Origin of the sequence: Microbulbifer aestuariivivens (genome assembly GCF_039545115.1) — a bacterium.
GTDB lineage: Bacteria > Pseudomonadota > Gammaproteobacteria > Pseudomonadales > Cellvibrionaceae > Microbulbifer > Microbulbifer aestuariivivens.
On record NZ_BAABRT010000027.1, the window covers coordinates 1 to 23054 of the forward strand.

Below are 23054 nucleotides of genomic sequence, written 5' to 3' on the forward strand. Positions count from 1 at the left end.
TGAAGCAAGAGCAGACGTATTTAATTACATCGAACGATTCCACAACCCGAGAAGGCGGCGTAAAGTGGCCGCTCAAGATCGAAAATTTACAGCCGTTTTAAAACCGTCCGTAGAAACGGGGTAGAACTCTTTGTTGCATTGAACTATTGTTCTGGAATTGAATGCTCTTGTCGGACGTACAGATGCAATATCTTCGAGCTAATATTCTGGTCCCCAGTATAGGCTTATAGACTCGTTTGCTCGCTGAAACTGCTGGTACTAGTGCAAGGTGACACCGGAAATGGCCTCGCGACCGAGTCGGGCCTTGAGCTTTCCCAGTAATTGGTGGCTGCTCTGCAGTTTACTGTCCGCAGGAAGTTCCCCTAAACCCTTTACGCTCTCTTGAAGGAGTTGCCATTGGCCGCAGGTAAGGTGCAATGCGTGAACTTGGTGTTCAATTTGCAGGCTTTGCAGTTGTATCTTCGTCAGTGCGAGCAGACGCTGGGGATCGAACAAGGGTTGGGACAGATCAACGCTGACCACCCTGCAGCCATTTTTCCCGAAATCCACTTTCCAGTACAGATATTGCACATAGAGTTGGCGGCGCTGAAGCTGCCGGCACAGCGCCCGTACCAGGCGAGCCGCGGGAAAGAGCAGTTGCTCACTGGTTTCCAGCGGTGTAGGGAAGACGAGTGCGCAATGAAGTTGCTGCGGGGGCTGGTAACGGGGCAGTGGATCCTGGCGCCCGCCATTCAGCCGTGCCAGGTAGTCGACAAATTCACGGCCGAAACGGCTACTTACCTCGGACAGGGGGAGCGCAAGCAATTGGCCTACCCGCGTGATGCCGCAGGCATAGAGGCTGGCGATGGTCTCATTGTCGCAATCCAGCAGTTTGGAGGGGCAGCAGTGGATCCACTGGCGCCACAGTTGAGCGGTGGGCAGTGACTGGGCTTCGGTCAGCCACTGCTGATGTTGCGGCAGCTGGCTAAGCATGCGGGCGGCACTGGGGCTGTGGCCAAGCCCCATTGAGGTGGTCACCTGCATCTGCCCAAGCTCTTGCCGCAGTTGCTTGAGCAGTGCCTGCAGGCCACCGCTGGCACGCAGGCAGCCGCTCAGTTCCAGGTAAAGACAGGCGGGCCGGCTATCTGAATTGCGTATTGGCGCGCTGGGCTGGAGCGAAACCACCGGTGTAAAACTGTAGGCCCACTGCGCCAGTTCCTGTAGCAGCTCTTTCTCGCGGTGGTTGTCCCTGGTCAGCAGCTGCAGCTTTGGGCACCGTTTTCTGGCGGTGGCGACGGCGAGGTCGCTTTCAATACCACATTGCATAGCCTGCGTATTGGCGGCAACGATCCATTGCTGTTCGATGACCGCTTGCGGGTTGTTATGAGCGGTGCTGGTCTGAGCGCGGGTGAGTGCCTGTAGAGGCAGGCTGGGAAACTGGAGGCAGAGCCAGAGCATGGGATACTCCTGTGCGGTTTAAAGCGTTGTTTTCAGGTGATACCTCTTCCTGTTTTGGGTTTGCGTTTAAGGGCGCCTTTAGCGTTCCGGGATTTCGTCTGTCGGCCTGTTTAATCGCTTTGAGGGTGCTGGTTGAGCACACTGAATAAGCGGATTGCTTATCGATCCGAGTGCATATGGGGGAGAGAAGCTTCTGTTAAGGCCTGCTTCCCTGCCTCCCTGCTTCCCCAAGAATCGGCTACATCCACCCTTTACATCCATCCTTTACATCCATCCTTTACATCCATCCTTTACATCCATCCTTTACAGTCATCTTTCGCAGCCATCTGTTGCAGCCGCCTGTTGTCACCGGTCAGTGCAGCTGCCGCTGGCGGTGGGACAGGCCGGCGCTGAGCGGCAGGCGTAACCGCTGGCCGGCCGGGCCGCCATGCCGCTTCAGCAGCTGTACATGCAGTTGTTCATCGTCAACCGCGAGCCGAAGACGGAGGGCGGCGGGGCTTTGCGCGCAGGAGCTGGGGCGGAAATAGAAATGCGCGCAATGGCCATCGCGTGCCGCCTGCTGCAGTCGGCGCAGGTCTCTGTCGGCAGCTTGCCTGCCGCTCTGCCAGCTGAGTAGCGCACCACAGCACCCGGATTGCAGTGTCTGCTCCATGGCCCACAACTCATCGCGCTGGCTACGGGGGTGCAGAATCAGCAGTTTTTCCAGCCGGATTCCTGCGGCCGCCAGTGTCGGGGCATGGGGGATGAAAGGCGGGTTTACCAGCGTCACCATTTGTCCACTCTGGGTTATTGCGGCCAGTGCGGGGAGCAGCAGGGCCAGTTCGCCATTATCGGACTGGTCCATCAGTATCTCGGTCATGGCTCCGCGAGGCCAGCCGTTGCCTTTGAGTGCGGCATCGAGAGTGGGATAGCCGCTTTCAATGCCCCCTATACCCCGGCGTGGTTGCTCGCGGGTGGTGTGGCGGGTATCCGGGTGGATTGCCAGGCGATTTTGCGGCTGGGTTTTGCCCTGAGTGTATAGGGGCTTGTGGACCCACAGCTGTTCGGTGTTTGGCATGATCAGTTCCCTCGCTTTAGAGCCCTAGCTTGCTATTGGTTCTATTGCTTGTGTCTTGGCTGTTTCTGTTGTTACTTCTTTAGTTGTCTCTTTATGTCGTTTCGCTGTCTCTGGCTTGGTTGTGGCTTCGGGACTCTTCTATCCTGGCCAGAGGCTTGTATATCCGTACAGCTGATACTGGTGTTTTATACAGTAACCGACTTGGCCCCACAAGCGTTTGTGGTACCGGATGACGCCAATTCCCTCGCTACAAGTACCTGTGACTTGCAGCTTGCTACAGGTCATTCCCCTCAGGGAGACTCTTTGCAGGAGCCGCCGCAGCGATCACCAGGGTGGCCGGTTAAGTTCTGCCGATATGTTGTTGATGGGTAAGAGGGGCAAGAGCGGTAAGAGGGGTAAGAGGGGTAAGAGGGGTAAGAGGGGTAAGAGGGGTAAGAGGGGTAAGAGGGGTAAGAGGGGTAAGAGGGGTAAGAGGCGTAGGCGTCAATAGATGCGGAGAGGTCCAACCCTGGTACCAGCCGCTTTATGTGAGCAAGGGGGGAGAGTGTGGCCGCATTGGGGTAGAGGGGGTTGTTGGCTGCCGCTGATGGTGAGGCAGCCGGAGCGGGAGTATTCATCGGGCGGGGCGTGTTGCGCTGGGGCTTACATTAACCCCCATAAACTGATGCCGGGTTTGAATGTTATTCTGCGAATGGGAGGGCGCTATAGGCGCTGTGCCCAGCGGCTATCACGAAGGGGCGATGTTGCCTAAAGGGGGGGCTGTTCGCCATGCGGGCGCCAGGTGTGGAAGACTTCGACCTTCGACCTTGAAGTCATTTCATGATTTCATCATGGCCGCCATGCAGATCATGGCATTTGTGGGATGGCGTGAGCACTGGGGAGTGATTGGGCTTTGGCTCGCATTACTCTGTGATCAGCCCAGCCCAGCCCAGCCCAGCCCAGCCCAGCCCAGCCCAGCACCCATGCGCAGTGGCTGGTGAATGCGGGCTGTGGGTTCCCGTCGCTACTGGTACTTTTTTGAGCAGTGCAAACCGGCTATGATTCCGCCTCTTTCAATGACCAGAATACGCACAGCGACGGGGGGCGGAGTGAGCATCAAATCCGACAAGTGGATTCGCCGGATGGCCGAGCAGCAGGGCATGATCGAGCCTTTCGAGCCGGGCCAGGTACGCAGGAACGCCAATGGCGACCGCCTGATTTCCTACGGCACTTCCAGCTATGGCTACGACGTGCGCTGTGCCAGTGAGTTCAAGATTTTTACCAACGTGCACTCGGCGACGGTGGACCCGAAAACCTTCGACGAGAACAGCTTTGTCGATGTGGAAGGCGATTCCTGCATTATTCCGCCCAACTCCTTTGCTTTGGCGCGCACGGTGGAGTACTTCCGCATTCCACGCTCGGTGCTGACCATCTGCCTGGGCAAGTCCACATACGCCCGCTGCGGCATCATTGTGAATGTGACGCCGCTGGAGCCGGAGTGGGAGGGGCATGTGACCCTTGAGTTCTCCAACACCACCAACCTGCCGGCCAAGATCTACGCCCATGAGGGTGTAGCGCAGATGCTGTTCTTCGAGTCCGACGAGGTCTGCGATGTATCCTACAAGGACCGCGGCGGCAAGTATCAGGGTCAGCGTGGGGTGACACTGCCGCGGGCCTGATTGGCTCCGATGTTTCCATTGGTCCCTTCGAGCCTAGTCGTTTTGTAAGCCCGCCGGCCCTCCGATCCTCACCGGCCTCTGGGGCTTTTGCTTCTTTGGTGCTTTTCAAACCCTGTGCTTTTTTGGCTCCTCCGCCGTTGCCGAACCTTGGCAGGGGCAGAGGGGCAGAGGGGCAGAGGGCCGACGAGAAGAGCGGCCTGCAGCGAGTTCCACCCCGAAGTCACAGGCCTCCTTTGCCGTCGCTAGCGTTGAATATTGAGTTATGAATGAACTCCCTCAGCAGGTCGATGTGGTCATCATCGGCGCCGGCGCCGCTGGCCTGATGTGCGCGGCGGTGGCCGGGCAGCGGGGGCGCAGTGTGCTGGTGCTGGACCACGCCAACAAGGTTGGCAAGAAGATCCTGATGTCCGGCGGTGGCCGCTGTAACTTCACCAATCTCTACACCGCGCCGGACAACTACTACAGCGAGAATCCCCACTTCTGTAAGTCGGCCCTGGCTCGCTATACCCAGTGGGACTTTATCGCGCTGGTGGAAAAGCACGGTATTCCCTACCACGAGAAGACCCTCGGCCAGCTGTTCTGCGACAACAAGTCCAAGGATATTGTCGACCTGCTGCTGGCGGAGTGCCGCACAGCCAAAGCGCAGGTCCGTACCCGCTGCAGTATCGGCTCGGTGCAGGGGCGCCAGGGTGGCTATGTAGTGGAGAGCAGCCTGGGGGCGGTGCAGTGCGAGTCCCTGGTGATTGCCACCGGCGGCCTGTCGATACCCACCATGGGCGCGACTGGTTTTGGCTATGATATTGCCCGCCAGTATGGCCTGCGCATCACGCCGACACGCGCCGCGCTCGTGCCCTTTACCCAGCACAAGCGCCAGCTGGAGCGGCAGCGCGAGCTTCCCGGCACGGCGATAGCGGTTTCCGCCAGCTGTGGTGCGGGCAGCTTCCATGAGCAGATGCTGTTTACCCATCGGGGGCTGAGCGGGCCTGCGGTGCTGCAGGTCTCCAGTCTCTGGCGCGAGGGCGAGACTGTCTCCTTTGATCTGGCTCCGGACCGGAATCTGGCCGACTGGCTCGGCGGGCTGCGGCAAGATAAACCCGAGGCCCACCTGCACACGGTATTGGCAGGGCTCTGGAGCAAGAAGCTGGCGGCGCACTTTCTCGCCGAACGGGGTATTGAGAGTCGGCCCCTGAAACGGTTCAGCGCTGCGGAACTGGCGGAGGTGGGGGAAAAGCTGCAGACCTGGCAGCTGGTGCCCGCCGGAACCGAGGGCTACCGCACCGCAGAAGTCACTTTAGGCGGGGTGGATACCGATGCGATCTCCTCCCGCACCATGGAGTGCAAGTCGCAGCCGGGCCTGTACTTTATCGGCGAAGTGCTCGATGTCACCGGTTGGCTGGGTGGCTACAACTTCCAGTGGGCCTGGTCTTCCGCCCATGCCGCGGGTGAAGTGGTCTAATAAAAATTGCTCAAGCAACAGCCGTGCAATGAGCAACCGTAAATGGGCCGCTCATCAAGAACAGTGCTTTAATATACCCCTACCTCATTGCAAACTGCAGGATCAACCGGTCAGGAGGCGGCCACCCATGGGCGATGTGATTCCTTTCAAGCGCAAAACCGCATGGCAGAAGCACAAGGGCAGCAGTCTCTGCCGCGATGGATTCCATAAGTGGCAGGTGGTCACCGAGCGCAAGTTCGATGTCAAACAGGGCAAACTGGTGACGGAGTACCGCTGTGAGCGTTGCGGCAAGACCAAGACAAAGCTCTTGTAAATACGGTTGGACGTGCGGATGAAAGTGCGGTTGTCAGTGCGATTATGGCAACGACTGTATGAGCGATTAGCTGCGGGGAGGGAGCTGCGAAGAGGGGCTGCGGCCGAACTCCGATACAAACGCTCGAGGTTGGCAAAAAGATCTGGATGGAAAAGTTCGCAAACTGAACTTGACCTGACAGAGCACCTTCTGAAAAACCGGTAACTGTCAGATCAAGTCTGAACTACTACATATAAAAAACCGGCGCTGGCGCCGGTTTTTTATTGGACGTGAGAAATCACTCCTCTGATTTTTTGTCCGCGGGCTCCGCTGCCACTCCCATCTCTTCCAGCAGGTTGTGGGCACCATCAACATTCTCCATCACCCACAGCATGTAAGCCACATCCACGTGGATGGCGCGGGTGTTGTCGTTGAAGTCCCAGTCGGCATTGATGCTGTCGTAGGTGCCGTCAAAAACGAGACCAATCAGCTCGCCCTTGCCGTTCATGGTGGCGGAACCGGAGTTGCCGCCGGTAATGTCGACGGTGCTGAGGAAGTTCACCGGGACGGAATTCAGCGATTCCTTGTAAAAACGGCTGTGGGCCGATTTTTTGATCGCGTCCAGCTGTGCCTTCGGCGCATCGAAGGGATCTTCTCCGGTATATTTTTCCTGGATACCGCGCAGGGTGGTGAAGGGCACAAAGCCATTGTGGCCGTCGTTGCCGTCAGCGGGGCCGTCGATTGTGCCCTCCGGTGGGGTGTAACCCTTCACCAGGCCGTAGGTAACACGCAGCGAGCTGTTGGCATCCGGGTAGACCGGTTTGCCCTGTTCCCTGTAGTAGGCGATCAGCAGGTCCATGTATTTGGGGCGAAGTTCGGCAAAGCGGCCGCTCATGGCCTTGTCCCGCTGTTCCATCGCGTAGAGGTCGTCGTACATGGCCACGGCCAGTTGGATAAACGGATCGCTGCTGTTGCGGAAGTCTTCGGGGGACTTTTTCATCCAGGCCAGGCGGGCCTTTGTATCTGTCAGGTTCGTGTTTTTGTACATGCCGGACAGTTTTTCCTGGAGCGCTTCGCCGCTGGCGGCTTCGCCGAGGAAGGCGTCAAAGCTGGCTACACGCTGCTCTTTCGGCAACTGGTTATAGCGCTGAATAAAATAGGTCCAGATGGCCTGATCCACTTGCGGGTTAAAGTTGCGCTCGATGCGTTTCATGCCCTCGGTGAAACGGGTCATGTCGCGCAGTTGGTAGCCGGGTTCGCGTTCCATATCCGGTTTCTGGTTTTCCAGGCTCAGGCGATAGAGGCGCTGGGCGGCGCTGAGCATGGCCGAGCGGCCCATATAGCGCATGACCAGATCACGCTCTTGGGTAGATTGCTGCTCGGTGATCAGTGCCTGCAGATCCGCAATCACGGATGCGTATTGCTTGGCAGAAGCCGGGTTGGCCTCGATCCAGGCCTGGAGGTCTTTTTCCAGCTGTTGCTTGCGTTCCAGCAGGTCACTGCGTTCATAGCCCTCCAGCATACCGGTGAAGTTCTTGGAGTAATTGTTCAGGCCAGCAACCAGGCTGGCGTATTTCAGCTGCGCATCCTTGTCCCCTTCGCTGGCCTTGCCGATTACCTGAGACCACTCCGCCAGCACTTTTTGCATGGTGGGGTAATACCAGTTGAAGTTGTTGTCCACTTCAGCCGCGGTACGGTAGCGGTTGGTGCTGCCCGGGTAGCCCGCCACCATTACATAATCCCCTGCATTGGGGCCTTTGCTGGCGACTTTCAGGTGGTGCTTGGGCTGATAGGGGACATTGTCCTCAGAGTAGTCCGCGGGCTTGCCATCGGGGCCCACGTAGGCGCGCAGGAAGGCATAGTCACCGGTGTGACGTGGCCACATCCAGTTGTCGATATCGCCACCGAACTTGCCGATGGAAGAGGCCGGGGCGTGTACAAGGCGCACGTCGCGGATCGCCAGTTGCTTGATCAGGTAGTAGCTGGCGCCGCCATAGTAGCTGTAAACCTCGCAGCGATGGCCCGGGTCCGCCTCACAATCGGCAACCAGCGACTTCTCGGCATCTTCGATGGCCTTGAAGCGCTCGGCCCCATCCATCCGCTCGTTCAGTTTGCTTTTGATCTTGTCCGTCACTTCCTGCATATCCACAGTGACGTAAACGCGGGAGCCGGGCGCCGCTGGCAGTTCCTCGGCAAGGGTTTCGGCCAGGAAGCCATTGGCCAGCAGGTCGTTGTCCTCGCTGGAATTGTAGGAAATTGAGCCGTAGGCGCAGTGGTGGTTGGTGGCGACCAGCCCCTTGGGGGAAACGAAGGATGCCGAACAGCCGCCAAGGCTGATGATGGCATTCATGGGGAACTGGGTAAGGTCCGTCATGGTTTCAGGATCCAGCTGCAGGCCGAACTCCTGCAGTTTGTCCGAGAGCAGCGGCAGCTGGCTGGGCATCCACATGCCCTCGGTGGAGACAGTTGCGGCGAGGGCCGGTTGCGTGGATTCGGAGCTGGCTTGGTTCGCCGGCGTTGTCTGCCCTGTCTCTGTGGGGCTGCCGTCACAGGCCGCCAGCAATGCGGTGGCAAGGCCAAGCCCGAGTAGATGGCATAACTTGTTATTTTTCACAATCAATCCCTATTGATAACGCTTATGGTGTGAAAGTGGATTGCGGTAGCGGAACCTTACCGCGAGAAAGCCATATTCCCATAAATGGCAGATCGGGAAAACGCAGGAACCGGTAAGAGCTGCTGACTTACCGGTTCCGATATGAGGAAATTATTGCCGCTGTGACCTGTTGGTAGTGGCTGTCATCAAAAATGAAAACGTGGCGTAGCTGACTACTCTCTAGTTACCAGTTACCAGTTACCAGTTGCCAGTTGCCAGTTACCAGTTGCCAGTCTAGCGGTAGACACGACGGCCATGGCGATCGTAGTAATAGTGGCGTTTTTTCTCGCGGTCATAAAGCCAGCCCGCGCCCGCACCAATGATGGCACCGGCTGCGGTGCCACCCGGACGCCCGCCGGAAATGAGGGCACCGGTGACGGCGCCGATACCTGCACCCGTGCCAATCCGGCGGTCGGTATCACTCATATTGGCGCAGCCAGTGGTAAGGCTGCCAGCGAGTACAGTGGCGGAAACCAGTGACGCCAGGCCCGCGCGCTTGAGGGAAAGTTTCATCATCATTACTCCAAATTACTCCTGAGGTTCGACCGTCCTGGCTGTTCGAGACAGGGATTGCCCTGTCGCATAACGAAAGCGCGCGGACAAACACCCTGTCGATTGCATGGCAGCCAATCCATAGCGGGCAAGGAACCAAGGCCCGCGCAACGTGAAAAAGAGTGTATGGTTGTTTCACGCTTTTCCCCATAACGGTTAGTGCGCGGCACTTGCTGAATGGCTCACAGCTGGCCGTGGGCATTTTCTGCTAATGACCTGATGCCGCTACTCATGACTTAGTGCCGCTGCTAGGGTCACAATATGACCGGGAAGATTCAGGAGTTCAGTGATGAGCAAGATGCGGCATAACGAAGAGTCGATTTATTGGTTGTAGAGGTTTGAGTGTGTTTGAAAAACAGGATTTGCTGGACATTGCCCGAGTGCCTATGCCCTTCGGCAAGTATGCGGGTCGTGCGCTGATCGACCTGCCGGAGGAATATCTGCTCTGGTTTAAGAAGAAAGAGTTTCCCGCAGGCCGGCTTGGTTATCTGATGGCCCTGACATTGGAGATCAAAATTGAAGGGTTGGAGGGCTTAATCCGGCCACTGAAAATGAAGGATAAAACTGATCGAGGTCGCTAGAAGCTTGATACTGAGATACTTGGGAGTGTTCAGTCAGTGCGCAGTACCGATTGCGTCATCAGGCGCACTTGCAGCACCTCTGGGCGGTGAGAGGCGGTGAGAGGCGGTAGAGGCGGTAGAGGCGGTAGAGGCGGTAGAGGCGGTGAGAGGGAGTGAGGGCAGTGGAATTGGGAGGCGTGGTTTGCGGAGACGCTACCCATCATTTTTTATAGGCTGCTCCCGGTTTTCATAGCGGCGCAGAGGCTGTTGCAGACTTCACTGTGGGTCAATGGCCTGCGGGATGGCAGCTGGGTTTCCCATTGCCGGGGAAATCTTGTCGACAGATTTCCTCTGCGAACACAGGGGGCTATTGAGCCTGAAAAAAATGTTTTGCCATAGTCGCTTACGCGTTTTGGCCGTTTGGATTACAGCTTGTCCATACTAGACTGGGTAGTGCCTAGGTAAGAAAGCTTTCACGCTGTTTGTAGCGGAAAGCAGCAAGAAGAAGCGGTCCGCAATGGAGCCCGGACAAGACCGTAAATAGGCCCACAGCGGGTGACCACTGGTCTGGAATAGTGACTTCAGCGAGTGAACACGCGGTACTAACGTTCGGACAGCTTAAAGAGAGGGAGCGGTCGAAACGAATTCGGCCGCTATTCTCTTTCTGGTTCTGGTTCTGGTTCTGGTTCTGGTTCTGGTTCTGGTTCTGTCTGACCACTTGCCTAATTCTAAATTCTAGCCCCTAGTTCCTTCAGGCTATCTTCATTTGCCATTTCCATTTCCCATTCTCTAATCGCCTTTGAAATTTTGAGGGATTGAAGGTTAGCTGGTTGGGTGAAGGTTGGCCAAGGTTAGACGAAGGGTTAGGCGAAACAGCATTTCCACCGTAAAGGGTTACCCTGTTCATATTCCCGCTAGAGTTTTTAGGCCGGGTTGCCAGTGAAGAGTATCGAGACGCTGTGCTGAGCGGCATTAGTAGCTATTAGTCATGAGGTGCGGCAGGTGTGCTTATGCTGATTCAGTAATGCGGTTTTCGTTGTGTATGCGGGGGCTGAATGGCAGGAATAAAAAACCCGGCGCAAGGCCGGGTTTTTTGCGACAGTGCGCCGGGATGATCGGCGTTGTCACGACTGGAGATGGGCTGTCTGCTTACTTGCGCTCGTCCAGTGACACGTAATCGCGCTGGGTGTAGCCGGTGTAGAGCTGGCGCGGACGGCCGATCTTGTAGGGGTTGGAGATCATTTCGTTCCAGTGCGCAATCCAGCCGGCGGTGCGACCGGTGGCGAAGATCACGGTGAACATATCGGTGGGGATACCGATTGCCTTCATGATGATGCCGGAGTAGAAGTCCACGTTCGGGTAGAGCTTCTTCTCTACGAAGTACTCGTCTTCCAGGGCGATCTGCTCGAGTCGTTTGGCGATGCGCAGCAGTGGGTCATTCTCTGCACCCATGGCTCCAAGAACCTCGTCGCAGATTCCCTGCATGACGCGGGAGCGCGGGTCGAAATTCTTGTATACGCGGTGGCCAAAGCCCATCAGGCGGAACGGGTCATTCTTGTCTTTGGCGCGCTTGACGAACTCGTCGATACGGCTCTCGTCGCCGATCTCCTGCAGCATGTTCAACACTGCTTCGTTGGCGCCGCCGTGCGCCGGCCCCCAAAGGGCTGCAATACCGGAGGAGATACAGGCGAAGGGGTTGGCACCGGAAGAGCCGGCCAGGCGCACCGTGGAGGTGGAGGCGTTCTGCTCGTGGTCTGCGTGCAGCAGGAAGATGATGTCCATGGCCTTGGCGACGATGGGGTCAATCTTGCTGTCTTCACAGGGGTTGCCGAACATCATGTGCAGGAAGTTCTCAGCGTAACTGAGGTTGTTGTCCGGATACATGAACGGCTGGCCCTTGGAGTGCTTGTAGCACATGGCGGCCAGGGTCGGCATCTTGGCGATCAGGCGGTGCGCAGAGATCTTGCGGTGTTCCGGATCGTTGATGTCCAGCGAGTCATGGTAAAAAGAGGCGAGGGCGCCGACAACGCCACACATCATGGCCATCGGGTGGGCGTCGTAGCGGAAGCCCTTGAAGAAGTTGACGATGGACTCATGCACCATGGTGTGGTTCATGATGGTCTCTACGTACTCTTTCTTCTCCTCGGCATTCGGCAGTTCGCCATGCATCAGCAGGTAGCAGGTTTCCAGGTAGTCGGACTTCTCCGCCAGCTGCTCGATAGGGTAGCCACGGTGGAGTAGCTGGCCCTTGGCGCCATCAATAAAGGTTATCTTGGATTCGCAGGCGGCGGTGGACACAAAACCTGGGTCGTAGGTAAACAAGCCCTTGCCGGTCAGGCTGCCAACATCAACAACATCGGGGCCGAGTGTGCCGGAGAGCACAGGCATCTCAATGGTGCCGTCGATACCGTCGACCGTCAGTTGCGCTTTTTATCGGACATTGCGGACTCCTAAAACTGTTCTTACTCCGCCTGACTCCCTGTCAGTGTGGGCAGTAGCGGGCTTTTGGGCGGGGCCAAACTTAAGTGCCGCGCCCCCAATTGTCAAACTGAAGAGAGCGAATCCGTTGGCAGGATGCTGCAGAATATTCGGTCACGCTGGTGCTGGGAAGGGGAAATAGCAGATTGAGGCGGCTGCTTGCCTCCCTATCTGCGGTTTGATGCATCGGGGGTGTCGCGTTAAAGCGGCCGCAGTTTCATTGTCTTTTGGGGAGCAAATGCCTATAATCCGCGCGGCCTGCGCCAAGGTAAGGCTGCTTTGCGCAAATCTTAATCAGGTTGAGTGTAGGGTGAGCAGCAGGCTATTCGCCCCTCCATTGAAAGCTAACGGGCGCCCGGTCGTTCAGGGCAACAAGGTGTTTTTCCTGTGAACAAAAACAGACCTGTCAATTTAGACATTTCCACTATCAAGCTTCCCGCTACCGCATTGGTTTCCATTCTGCATCGTATTTCCGGCGTGGTGCTGTTCGCCGTGATGGCGCTGTTGCTGTGGATGCTGGGCACCAGCCTGGAGTCCGAGCAGGGCTTTGCAAGTGTAGCCGAGATTTTCAGCAGTGTTCCCGCCAAGATGATTCTTTGGGCTTCCCTCGCTGCGCTCGCCTATCACCTGGTGGCTGGCGTGCGTCATCTATTGATGGATATCGGTATTGGTGAGTCGCTTGAGGGCGGCCTGCGCGGCGCCGTGCTGGTGCTGATCCTGAGTGTAATTCTGATTTTGGCTGTGGGGGTATGGTTATGGTAACCACCGTTACAAGTTTCGGTCGCAGCGGTACTTTTGATTGGCTGTATCAGCGTATTTCTGCGCTGGTGCTCGCGGCATATACCCTCTTTATAGTGGGTTACATTTTTCTGGCTGATGACTTCAGTTATCAGTCCTGGTCTGCGCTGTTTCAGAACTTCTGGGTGCGGACCTTCAGTCTCGTGGCATTGCTGTCCATGGTGGCGCATGCCTGGATTGGTCTCTGGTCTGTTGTGACCGATTACCTCACCAATCGCATGATGGGTCCTAAAGCGACTGTGTTGCGGATCCTGGCCCAGGTAGTGCTGGGCGCAGTTGCCGTGATCTACACGGTGTGGGGCATTCAAATTTTGTGGGGTGTGTAATTTATGGCAAACATGCGAACCATTTCCTTCGATGGGATTGTGATTGGCGGTGGCGGTGCGGGTATGCGCGCGGCCCTGCAGATGGCACAGTCCGGCTTTAAGACTGCGGTAATTACCAAGGTTTTCCCCACCCGTTCGCACACTGTATCCGCTCAGGGTGGTATTACCTGTGCGATTGCCAGTGCCGATCCGCAGGATGATTGGCGTTGGCATATGTACGATACGGTCAAGGGTTCCGACTATATCGGCGACCAGGACGCGATCGAATACATGTGTTCCACCGGCCCCGAAGCCGTTTTCGAACTCGAGCACATGGGTCTGCCTTTCTCTCGTACTGAAAGCGGCCGCATCTATCAGCGCCCGTTCGGTGGTCAGTCCAAGGACTTTGGCCGTGGTGGCCAGGCCGCGCGTACCTGTGCCGCGGCAGACCGTACCGGCCACGCGCTGCTGCATACCCTGTATCAGAACAACGTCAAGAACGAGACCGTGTTCCTGAACGAGTGGTTCGCTGTCGACCTGGTGAAGAATCAGGATGGTGCAGTGGTGGGCGTAATCGCACTCTGCATTGAAGACGGTGAAGTGGTCTTCATTAAGTCCAAGGCCACCGTGCTGGCTACTGGTGGAGCCGGCCGTATCTACGCTTCCACCACCAATGCCCACATCAATACCGGCGACGGTGTCGGTATGGCCCTGCGCGCCGGTTTCCCGGTGCAGGATATGGAGATGTGGCAGTTCCACCCCACCGGTATTTATGGTGCCGGCACTCTGGTAACCGAGGGTTGCCGCGGTGAAGGTGGCTATCTGATCAACAAGGATGGCGAGCGCTTTATGGAGCGTTATGCCCCCAACGCCAAAGACCTGGCTGGCCGCGACGTGGTGGCCCGCTCCATGGTGCTGGAGATTCTTGAAGGTCGCGGCTGCGGCCCCAACGGCGACCATGTCTTCCTGAAGCTCGATCACCTGGGTGAAGAAGTGCTCAACAGCCGCCTGCCGGGTATCTGTGAGTTGTCCAAGACCTTCGCCCATGTGGACCCGGTCAAGGCCCCGATTCCGGTGGTGCCCACCTGTCACTATATGATGGGCGGCATCCCCACCAACGTACACGGCCAGGCTCTGACCCAGGATGCCTCTGGTAACGATCAGGTGATCGACGGTTTCTATGCCTGTGGTGAGGCTGCCTGTGTATCCGTGCACGGCGCCAACCGCCTCGGCGGCAACTCGCTGTTGGATCTGGTGGTGTTCGGCCGCGCTTCCGGTCTGTTCATCGAGCAGTCCCTGCGTGAGGGTATCGAACACCGCGAGGCGTCCGAGTCCGACCTCGAGGCCGCCATGTCGCGCCTGAACCGTCTTGAAAGCAAGAACGACGGTGAGAAAGCCTCCGACCTGCGTCGCGAGCTGCAGACTGTGATGCAGAACCAGTTTGGTGTATTCCGCCGTGGCGACTATATGGCCGATGGTGTTAAGAAGCTGGACGAACTGCGTTCGCGCATCGAAAACGTCCGCCTCGACGACAAGAGCCGCTCGTTCAACACCGCCCGTATCGAGGCGCTCGAGCTGCAGAACCTGCTGGAAGTGGCCGAGTCCACCGCGATCGCCGCGGAAACCCGCACCGAGAGTCGCGGTGCCCACGCCCGCGAGGATTTCCAGGAGCGCGATGACGAAAACTGGCTGTGCCACTCCATCTTCTTCCCGACCGAAAAACGTGTCGGCAAGCGCGCGGTGAACTTCGCACCGACCACCATGGAGGCGTTCGAGCCCAAGGCCCGCACCTACTAAAAGTTTGCAGGGCGAGGATGCGCCCTTCATTCGGAAGCTGACATATGTTGAAAGTAAGCATTTACCGTTACAACCCGGAGACCGACAAGGCTCCCTACATGCAGGATTACGAGCTGGACACCGAGGGTAAGGACCTGATGGTGTTGGATGTGCTCGAGCTGCTGAAAGCTCAGGACTCGACCCTGTCCTACCGTCGTTCCTGCCGTGAAGGTGTGTGTGGTTCCGACGGCATGAATATTTCCGGTCGCAACGGCCTGGCCTGCACCACGCCGTTGTCTGTAGCTGCGCCTAAGGGCAAGCTGGTATTGCGTCCGCTGCCGGGTCTGCCGGTTATCCGCGATCTGGTTGTGGATATGGAGCAGTTCTACGAGCAGTACAAGAAGATTGAACCCTATCTGCAGAATGACTCCCCGGCTCCGGCGATCGAGCGCCTGCAGAGCCCGGAAGAGCGCGAGAAGCTGGACGGCCTGTACGAATGTATCCTGTGCGCCTGCTGTTCCACTTCCTGTCCGTCCTTCTGGTGGAACCCGGACAAGTTTATCGGCCCGGCGGGTCTGCTGCAGGCGTATCGTTTTCTGGCTGACAGTCGCGACACCGCAACTGAAGAGCGCCTGTCCAACCTGGACGATCCCTTCAGCGTGTTCCGCTGTCACGGTATCCAGAACTGTGTGAATGTGTGCCCGAAGGGTCTGAATCCGACCCGGGCCATTGGCCACATTCGCAACATGCTGTTGACCCGCGCCGTTTAAATTCGGCGAAGGTGTCTGAGGGGCGGATTCCCGCCGGCGTAGCCGGGCCGGGAGGCGGTATTTGAGCGACGGCGTCTGAGCCGCTGCCAGAGTTAAAAGGGGAGGTGACTGCGGCACCTCCCCTTTTGTGAGTTGGCTAAAGGGTCGATTCAAGGCAGTGGCGATGGAGGTTTTGTTGCAATCAGGCTTTGGCGCCGGCTGGGAAGGCGCTGGTGTCGCAGTAAGGGGTACAGCTGCGGCAGGCAGGAACTTTGAGAATCGCGGTGTCGACGGGCACTGCAACGAGGTAGGCATCAACATGCACGAAAGCACCATGGAGCAGCTGTGGCGTAGCTCCCATATCTCCGGGGGTAACGCCGCCTACGTGGAGGACCTCTACGAAAGCTATTTGCACGATCCAAGTAGTGTTTCCGAAGAGTGGCGCGATTACTTTGACAGTCTTCCCCGGGTATCCGGTGGTGATGTCTCCCACGAAGCCATCCGCGCTCATTTTGAGCTGCTTGCCAAGAACCGAACCCGCCCGCTGGCAGCTCCCGGTGCCGGTGCCATCAATGTCGAACACGAGCGCAAGCAGGTTCGCGTCCTCCAGCTGATTAATTCCTACCGTCATCGCGGTCACAAAAAAGCCACACTGGACCCGCTGGGTCTGATGGCCCGCGAACAGGTGCCGGACCTGCAGCTGAATTACCACGGGCTCACCGAAGGCGACTTCGACACCACCTTCCAGACCGGCGACCTGTTCTTTGGTCGGGGCGAAGCGACGCTGCGGGAAATCGTAGAGGGGCTAGAGCGCACTTACTGCGGTAACCTCGGTGCGGAGATCATGCATCTCTCGAACCTCGAAGAGCAGCAGTGGTTCCAGCAGCGCCTTGAGCGCAGCCAGGCGCGCCCCAATTTCGGTGCCGATGTGCGCAAGGAAATCCTGCAGCGGCTGTCTGCGGCCGAGGGCCTTGAGCGCCACCTGGATTCCAAGTATCCCGGTACCAAGCGTTTTGGCGTGGAGGGCGGCGAGAGCCTGATCCCGCTGATGGATGCGCTGATCCGCCGCTCCGGCACTTACGGTGTCAAGGAAGTGGTGATGGGCATGGCGCACCGCGGTCGCCTCAATACCCTGGTCAACATCCTTGGCAAGAACCCGGCCGACCTGTTCGAAGAGTTTGAGGGTAAGAAAACCCTCGACACCTCCGGCGATGTTAAATATCACCAGGGCTTCTCCTCCAACGTGATGACTCCGGGCGGTGAGGTGCACCTGGCACTGGCATTTAACCCCTCGCACCTGGAGATCTGTGCTCCAGTGGTGGTGGGCTCTGTGCGCGCCCGTCAGGATCGCCGCGCGGACAAGACCGGCGAGAAGGTGATGCCGATCAATATCCACGGTGATGCCGCTTTCGCCGCACAGGGCGTCGTGCAGGAAACCCTGCAGATGTCCCAGACCCGCGGTTACTACACTGGCGGCAGCATCCATATCGTGCTCAACAACCAGGTGGGCTTTACCACCAACAAGCGCGAAGATGCCCGCTCCACCGAATACTGCACCGATCCCGCCAAGATGATCGATGCCCCGGTGCTGCACGTGAACGGCGACGACCCGGAAACCGTTGTGCTGGCAGCGCTGCTGGCAGTGGATTACCGTTACGAGTTCAAAAAAGACATCGTCATCGATCTGGTGTGTTACCGCCGTCGCGGTCACAACGAGACCGACGACCCGTCCGGTACACAGCCGCTGATGTACCAGGCCATCCGCAAGCACAAGACCACCCGCACCCTGTACGCAGAGAAGCTGGTGGACGAGGGTGTTCTGGACAAGGCCGAGGCCGACAAGCTGGCCAACGACTACCGCGACAAGCTGGACCGGGGCGAAGATGTTGCCACCGGCCTGGTGAAGGAGCCCGATGAGTCCATGTTCGTGGACTGGAGCCCCTACCTCGATCACGACTGGCAAACACCGGCCGATACCGGTTATCCGCTGCCCAAGCTCAAGGATGTCGCCACGCGCATGACCACCGTGCCGGATGGGGTGGTATTGCAGCGCCAGGTCTCCAAAATTTATGAAGACCGTCGCAAGATGGCCGGTGGCGCCCTGCCGCTGAACTGGGGTATGGCCGAAACCCTCGCTTACGGCACACTGCTGGAGCAGGGCTATATGGTGCGCCTGACCGGTGAGGACGTGGGTCGCGGCACCTTCTCGCACCGTCACGCAGTGATCCATAGCCAGAAGGACGGGCAGTCCTATGTGCCGCTGCAACATATGCACGATGGCCAGCCGCAGTTTTATATCTATGACTCGCTGCTGTCTGAAGAGGGTGTGCTGGCCTTCGAATATGGCTATGCGACCACCACGCCCAAGTCCCTGATTATCTGGGAAGCCCAGTTTGGTGACTTCGCCAACGGCGCCCAGGTGGTGATCGACCAGTTCATCACTTCCGGTGAGCACAAGTGGGGTCGTATGTGCGGCCTCGTTATGATGCTGCCGCACGGCTACGAAGGGCAGGGCCCGGAGCACTCCTCCGCCCGTCTCGAGCGCTTTATGCAGCTGTGTGCGGAGCACAATATTCAGGTGTGTAACGCCACCACGCCGGCACAGATCTTCCATCTGCTGCGTCGCCAGGCCATTCGGCCAATGCGGCGTCCGCTGGTGATCATGAGTCCCAAGTGGATCCTGCGTCACAAGCTCGCCACTTCCAGCCTGGACGAACTGGCCAGCGGCCAATTCCACAATGTGATTCAGGACGAAGGTGTCGATCCGGCCAAGGTGAAGCGTCTGATCATCTGCTCAGGCAAGGTTTACTACCACCTGCTCGAAGCGCGCATGGAGCGCGAGCAGGAAGATGTGGCCTTCGTGCGTATCGAACAGCTCTACCCCTTCCCGGACGAGGAGTTCGTTGACGCGGTTTCAGCGTTCAAGAACATCAAGAGCGTCGCCTGGTGTCAGGAAGAGCCGATGAACCAGGGGGCCTGGTATCACAGCCAGCATCATATGCGTCGCCTGCTGTCGGAAACGCATCCCAAGCTGGAACTGGAATATGTTGGCCGACCGGCCTCTGCCGCCCCGGCTGCGGGCTATATGTCGACGCACATGGAAGAGCAGAACAAGTTCATCAACGAGGCGCTGACCGTCAAGTAAATCGGCGGCAGTAATTAGTGAATAGGGCGTTACCAACAGGATGCCCCCAAGAGTCAATCTCAGGAACAGGAACAATGACGATCGAGATTAAAGCGCCAACTTTCCCGGAATCCGTACAGGATGGCACTGTAGCCACCTGGCATAAGAAACCTGGAGAGGCTGTCTCCCGCGATGAATTGATCGTGGATATCGAAACCGACAAGGTTGTCCTGGAGGTGGTGGCACCTGCCGACGGCGCCCTTAGCGAAATCATCAAGGATGAGGGCGACACGGTCCTCTCCAATGAGGTGATCGCCAAGTTTGAGGAAGGCGCCGCTGGTGGCGAGTCCAAGGATAATGGCGGACAGGTTGAAGCCAAGGCGGAAGAGGCTGTGGCCGCAAGCGGCGCTGGCGAACAGCTGGTGAATCCGGCGGCGCGCAAGCTGGCTGAAGAAAAGGGCGTTGACTTGAGCAAGCTCGAGGGCTCTGCCAAAGGTGGCCGCATCACCAAGGAAGATGTCCTGAAAGCGGAGAAGGCGCCCGCTGCAGCCGCTCCGGCTGCCGCTGTTGCAGAAGTGGCCGTTGCCGCCGGCGAGCGGGTTGAAAAGCGCGTGCCCATGACCCGTATGCGCAAGCGCATTGCCGAGCGCCTGCTCGATGCCTCCCAGTCCACGGCCATGCTCACCACTTTTAATGAAGTGAACATGAAGCCGATCATGGACCTGCGCTCGAATTACAAGGACCTGTTCGAGAAGGTCCACAATGGCACTCGCCTGGGCTTTATGGGCTTCTTTGTGAAGGCCGCAGTTGAAGCGCTGAAGCGTTACCCTGCAGTCAACGCTTCCATTGATGGCGATGACATCGTCTATCACGGTTATCAGGATATCGGTGTTGCGGTTTCCTCCCCCAAAGGTCTGGTCGTGCCGATCCTGCGCAACGCCGAGAACATGGGCCTGGCGGATATGGAAAACAATATCCGTGACCTGGGTCTGCGTGCCCGCGACGGCAAGCTGTCCATCGACGAAATGACCGGTGGCACCTTCACTATCACCAACGGTGGTGTGTTCGGTTCCCTGTTGTCCACGCCGATTCTGAACCCGCCGCAGACGGCGATCCTGGGTATGCACAAAATTCAGGAGCGCCCGATGGCGGTTGATGGCAAGGTGGAAATCCTGCCGATGATGTACCTGGCGTTGTCTTATGACCATCGTCTGATCGACGGTAAAGAAGCCGTCGGCTTCCTGGTGGCGATCAAGGAAATGATCGAGGATCCGGCGCGTATCCTGCTGGAAGTTTAAGTACGCGATACAACCTGTCATGCGGGAGCTTTGCTCCCGCTGCAATCCTGAACACACGAATATCTGGAACTGACCATGTCGGAAAAATTTGACGTAATCGTAATTGGCTCCGGTCCGGGGGGTTACGTAGCGGCGATTCGCGCTGCCCAGCTCGGCCTGAAGACCGCCTGTGTGGAAAAGTGGAAGAACAAGGAAGGCAAGGGTGTGAATGGCGGCACCTGCCTGAACGTCGGCTGCATTCCTTCCAAGGCTCTTCTGGACAGCTCCTGGAAATACCACGAGGCCAAAGACGGCTTTGACATCCACGGCATCGAGACCAAGAGCGTCAAGATGGATGTGCCCAAGATGATCGAGCGCAAGGACGACATCGTCAAAAAACTGACCAGCGGTGTTGCCGGTCTGTTTACTGCCAATAAGGTGACTTCCATTTGGGGCAGCGGCAAGCTGCTGGCCAATAAGAAAGTGGAAGTGACCGATGACGAGGGCAACACCACCGTATACGAAGCCGAGAATATTATCCTCGCTTCCGGTTCCGTGCCCGTGAACATCCCGCCGGCCCCGGTGGATGACAAGATTATCGTCGACTCCACAGGCGCGCTGGAATTCCCGCAGGTGCCAAAGCGTTTGGGTGTGATTGGTGCGGGCGTGATTGGTCTCGAACTGGGTTCAGTCTGGAGCCGTCTCGGTTCCGACGTTGTGGTTCTGGAAGCGCTGGATGACTTCCTTGCCATCTGGGACAAGCAGATCGCCAAAGAAGCGCAGAAAACCTTCAAAAAACAAGGCCTGGACGTTCGCCTGTCCTGTCGTGTGACCGGCTCTGAAGTCAAAAAAGACGAAGTCGTTGTCACCTACGAAGACAAGGATGGCAAAGAGCATCAGGAAACCTTCGACCGCCTGATCGTATGCGTGGGTCGTCGTCCCTACACCGAGGGGCTGCTGTCCGGCGATGCCGGTGTAAAACTGGACGAGCGCGGTTTCATCTATGTCAACGATCTGTGCATGACCTCCGCACCGGGTGTCTGGGCTATCGGTGACGTAGTGCGTGGCCCGATGCTTGCGCACAAGGCATCTGAAGAAGGTGTGGTAGTCGCCGAGCGCATCGCCGGCCAAAAGCCGATGATGAACTACGATGTGATCCCGAATGTGATCTACACCCATCCGGAAATCGCTTCCGTTGGTCGCACTGAAGAGCAGGTGAAGGCCGACGGCGAGCCCTACAATGTAGGCGTCTTCCCGTTTGCGGCCTCCGGTCGCGCCATGGCCGCCAACGATACCGGTGGTATGGTCAAAATCATCGCCCACGCCGAGACTGACCGTGTGCTGGGTGCGCATATTATCGGCCCGTCTGCTGCCGATCTGGTTCAGCAGGTGGCGATCGCGATGGAATTCGGTTCCAGTGCGGAAGATATCGGCATGACTGTCTTCGGTCACCCGACCCTGTCCGAAGCGGTTAAGGAAGCTGCGCTCGCAGTCAACGGTCACGCGATCCATATCGCCAACCGCAAGAAGCGCAAGTAAGAGTCAGGAAGCAGGGCGAACTTCATGTTCGCCCCGTCTTGTTCGGGCGGGCTGAAAGGCAGGATCCATTCCGGTGGGCCTGCCTTTGCGTCATTCGCGGCGAGTGCCCGCCCATCATGGTTACGGGAGAGGGACTACCCGACCCCTAATTTTTCAAAAGTGAATTGGTATCAACTATGAACTTGCATGAGTATCAGGGCAAACAACTGTTTGCAGCATACGGATTGCCGGTTTCCAAAGGCATAGCAGCGGAAACCCCGGCAGCGGCAGCAGCGGCGGCAGATGAAATCGGTGGCGACAAGTGGGTGGTAAAAGCCCAGGTACACGCCGGTGGTCGCGGCAAGGCCGGCGGTGTAAAGCTGGTGGATTCCAAGGCGGAAATTCAAGCGTTCGCCGAGAAGTGGCTGGGCGAGCGTCTGGTAACCTATCAGACAGACGAAAACGGTCAGCCGGTCTCCCGTATTCTGGTTGAGAGCTGCACCGACATCGCTCAGGAACTGTACCTGGGCGCTGTGGTAGATCGTTCTACCCGTCGCATCGTGTTTATGGCCTCCACCGAAGGTGGTGTCGAGATCGAAAAGGTTGCGGAAGAGACTCCGGAGAAAATCCTCAAGGCCACTATCGATCCGCTGGTAGGCGCTCAGCCTTACCAGGCTCGCGAGCTGGCTTTCAAACTGGGCCTCAACCCGACCCAGGTAAAGCAGTTCACCAAGATCTTCCTCGGCCTCGCCAAGATGTTCGAAGAGAAAGATCTGGCCCTGCTGGAAATCAACCCGCTGGTTATCACCGACGAAGGCAACCTGCACTGTCTGGATGCCAAGGTCGTAATCGACAGCAACGCGCTGTACCGTCACGCCGACCTGCGTGAAATGCACGACCCCAGTCAGGAAGATCCCCGCGAAGCACATGCCGCCCAGTGGGATCTCAACTATGTTGCGCTGGATGGCAATATCGGCTGCATGGTCAACGGCGCGGGTCTGGCCATGGGCACCATGGACATCGTCAACCTGCACGGCGGCAAGCCAGCCAACTTCCTGGACGTTGGTGGCGGCGCGACCAAGGAGCGTGTGATCGAGGCGTTCAAGATCATCCTGTCCGATGAAAATGTAAAAGCCGTTCTGATCAACATCTTCGGCGGCATCGTGCGCTGCGACATGATCGCTGAAGGCGTTGTCGGCGCGGTGAAAGAAGTGGGCGTGAAAGTTCCCGTCGTGGTGCGCCTGGAAGGCAACAACGCAGACCTGGGCGCCAAGGTACTGAGCGAAAGCGGTCTGAACATTATCGCGGCCACCAGCCTGACCGACGCGGCTCAGCAAGTGGTTAAAGCGGCGGAGGGTAAATAA

17 protein-coding genes and 1 pseudogene are annotated in these 23054 nt (G+C 57.8%); 13 read left to right on the forward strand and 5 right to left on the reverse strand.

All coding sequences use genetic code 11. From position 1 onward, the window contains the following. A pseudogene (locus ABEA58_RS13550) lies at positions 1–124 on the forward strand (IS3 family transposase); the annotation flags it as partial. A gap of 134 nt (positions 125–258) precedes the next feature. Here the strand turns inward: ABEA58_RS13550 and ABEA58_RS13555 are convergent. Together ABEA58_RS13555 and imuA are read right to left on the reverse strand one after the other, a co-directional pair. Continuing rightward, positions 259–1437, reverse strand: coding sequence for a Y-family DNA polymerase (locus ABEA58_RS13555; RefSeq protein ID WP_345552320.1), 1179 nt, complete (start codon positions 1435–1437; stop codon positions 259–261). 352 nt (positions 1438–1789) lie between these two features. Beyond that, positions 1790–2494: a translesion DNA synthesis-associated protein ImuA gene (gene imuA, locus ABEA58_RS13560; protein ID WP_345552322.1), complete on the reverse strand. Its 705-nt coding sequence runs from the start codon at positions 2492–2494 to the stop codon at positions 1790–1792. Between the two features lie 1088 nt (positions 2495–3582). Here imuA and dcd point away from each other — a divergent pair. The 3 genes from dcd (at position 3583) to ABEA58_RS13575 (ending at position 5921) form a co-directional block, all read left to right on the forward strand. Next, positions 3583–4152: a dCTP deaminase gene (gene dcd / locus ABEA58_RS13565; protein ID WP_345552323.1), complete on the forward strand. Its 570-nt coding sequence runs from the start codon at positions 3583–3585 to the stop codon at positions 4150–4152. A 262-nt stretch (positions 4153–4414) separates the two neighbouring features. Then, positions 4415–5608, forward strand: a complete 1194-nt coding sequence (locus tag ABEA58_RS13570) for a BaiN/RdsA family NAD(P)/FAD-dependent oxidoreductase (protein WP_345552325.1) — start codon at positions 4415–4417, stop codon at positions 5606–5608. A 127-nt stretch (positions 5609–5735) separates the two neighbouring features. Next, positions 5736–5921: a hypothetical protein gene (locus ABEA58_RS13575; RefSeq protein WP_069948540.1), complete on the forward strand. Its 186-nt coding sequence runs from the start codon at positions 5736–5738 to the stop codon at positions 5919–5921. Between the two features lie 277 nt (positions 5922–6198). On the opposite strand, the gene ABEA58_RS13580 is transcribed toward ABEA58_RS13575, so the two are convergent. Continuing rightward, a complete protein-coding gene (locus ABEA58_RS13580) occupies positions 6199–8514 on the reverse strand; it encodes a S46 family peptidase (RefSeq protein ID WP_345552329.1) in 2316 nt (771 codons plus the stop codon). 273 nt (positions 8515–8787) lie between these two features. Then, a complete protein-coding gene (locus ABEA58_RS13585; protein ID WP_345552331.1) occupies positions 8788–9072 on the reverse strand; it encodes a hypothetical protein in 285 nt (94 codons plus the stop codon). A gap of 377 nt (positions 9073–9449) precedes the next feature. On the opposite strand from ABEA58_RS13585, the gene ABEA58_RS13590 reads away from it, so the two are divergent. After that, positions 9450–9686 carry a DUF3820 family protein gene (locus ABEA58_RS13590; RefSeq protein WP_345552333.1) on the forward strand — a complete coding sequence of 79 codons (237 nt, stop codon included), beginning with the start codon at positions 9450–9452 and terminating at the stop codon, positions 9684–9686. A gap of 1128 nt (positions 9687–10814) precedes the next feature. Here ABEA58_RS13590 and gltA read toward each other — a convergent pair. Further along, on the reverse strand, positions 10815–12086 hold the full coding sequence (gltA, locus tag ABEA58_RS13595) for a citrate synthase (protein ID WP_345552361.1): 1272 nt from the start codon (positions 12084–12086) through the stop codon (positions 10815–10817). 444 nt (positions 12087–12530) lie between these two features. Here gltA and sdhC point away from each other — a divergent pair, with 444 nt between their 5' ends. The 8 genes from sdhC (at position 12531) to sucC (ending at position 23054) form a co-directional block, all read left to right on the forward strand. Beyond that, positions 12531–12905: a succinate dehydrogenase, cytochrome b556 subunit gene (sdhC, locus tag ABEA58_RS13600; protein WP_345552334.1), complete on the forward strand. Its 375-nt coding sequence runs from the start codon at positions 12531–12533 to the stop codon at positions 12903–12905. Then, entirely contained in the window at positions 12899–13267 is a 369-nt protein-coding gene (sdhD, locus tag ABEA58_RS13605) for a succinate dehydrogenase, hydrophobic membrane anchor protein (protein WP_345552336.1), read from the forward strand. Before sdhC ends, sdhD begins: the two co-directional genes overlap by 7 nt. A gap of 3 nt (positions 13268–13270) precedes the next feature. After that, entirely contained in the window at positions 13271–15043 is a 1773-nt protein-coding gene (gene sdhA / locus ABEA58_RS13610; protein ID WP_345552338.1) for a succinate dehydrogenase flavoprotein subunit, read from the forward strand. Positions 15044–15087: 44 nt separating this feature from the next. Next, on the forward strand, positions 15088–15792 hold the full coding sequence (locus tag ABEA58_RS13615; RefSeq protein ID WP_345552340.1) for a succinate dehydrogenase iron-sulfur subunit: 705 nt from the start codon (positions 15088–15090) through the stop codon (positions 15790–15792). Positions 15793–16090: 298 nt separating this feature from the next. After that, a complete protein-coding gene (locus ABEA58_RS13620; protein ID WP_345552342.1) occupies positions 16091–18916 on the forward strand; it encodes a 2-oxoglutarate dehydrogenase E1 component in 2826 nt (941 codons plus the stop codon). Between the two features lie 74 nt (positions 18917–18990). After that, positions 18991–20193, forward strand: a complete 1203-nt coding sequence (gene odhB / locus ABEA58_RS13625; protein WP_345552344.1) for a 2-oxoglutarate dehydrogenase complex dihydrolipoyllysine-residue succinyltransferase — start codon at positions 18991–18993, stop codon at positions 20191–20193. A 75-nt stretch (positions 20194–20268) separates the two neighbouring features. Beyond that, positions 20269–21711 carry a dihydrolipoyl dehydrogenase gene (gene lpdA, locus ABEA58_RS13630; RefSeq protein WP_345552346.1) on the forward strand — a complete coding sequence of 481 codons (1443 nt, stop codon included), beginning with the start codon at positions 20269–20271 and terminating at the stop codon, positions 21709–21711. Positions 21712–21887: 176 nt separating this feature from the next. Next, positions 21888–23054 carry an ADP-forming succinate--CoA ligase subunit beta gene (gene sucC, locus ABEA58_RS13635; protein ID WP_345552348.1) on the forward strand — a complete coding sequence of 389 codons (1167 nt, stop codon included), beginning with the start codon at positions 21888–21890 and terminating at the stop codon, positions 23052–23054.

What these genes read in the sequence shown, in the direction of transcription:
- ABEA58_RS13585 (WP_345552331.1), bottom strand. Translation starts at nt 9,072, where the DNA reads ATGATGATGAAACTTTCCCTCAAGCGCGCGGGCCTGGCGTCACTGGTT.
- lpdA (WP_345552346.1), top strand. Translation starts at nt 20,269, where the DNA reads ATGTCGGAAAAATTTGACGTAATCGTAATTGGCTCCGGTCCGGGGGGT.
- sucC (WP_345552348.1), top strand. Translation starts at nt 21,888, where the DNA reads ATGAACTTGCATGAGTATCAGGGCAAACAACTGTTTGCAGCATACGGA.
- ABEA58_RS13620 (WP_345552342.1), top strand. Translation starts at nt 16,091, where the DNA reads ATGCACGAAAGCACCATGGAGCAGCTGTGGCGTAGCTCCCATATCTCC.
- sdhA (WP_345552338.1), top strand. Translation starts at nt 13,271, where the DNA reads ATGGCAAACATGCGAACCATTTCCTTCGATGGGATTGTGATTGGCGGT.
- sdhD (WP_345552336.1), top strand. Translation starts at nt 12,899, where the DNA reads ATGGTAACCACCGTTACAAGTTTCGGTCGCAGCGGTACTTTTGATTGG.
- imuA (WP_345552322.1), bottom strand. Translation starts at nt 2,494, where the DNA reads ATGCCAAACACCGAACAGCTGTGGGTCCACAAGCCCCTATACACTCAG.
- odhB (WP_345552344.1), top strand. Translation starts at nt 18,991, where the DNA reads ATGACGATCGAGATTAAAGCGCCAACTTTCCCGGAATCCGTACAGGAT.
- ABEA58_RS13615 (WP_345552340.1), top strand. Translation starts at nt 15,088, where the DNA reads ATGTTGAAAGTAAGCATTTACCGTTACAACCCGGAGACCGACAAGGCT.
- ABEA58_RS13570 (WP_345552325.1), top strand. Translation starts at nt 4,415, where the DNA reads ATGAATGAACTCCCTCAGCAGGTCGATGTGGTCATCATCGGCGCCGGC.
- ABEA58_RS13575 (WP_069948540.1), top strand. Translation starts at nt 5,736, where the DNA reads ATGGGCGATGTGATTCCTTTCAAGCGCAAAACCGCATGGCAGAAGCAC.
- ABEA58_RS13555 (WP_345552320.1), bottom strand. Translation starts at nt 1,437, where the DNA reads ATGCTCTGGCTCTGCCTCCAGTTTCCCAGCCTGCCTCTACAGGCACTC.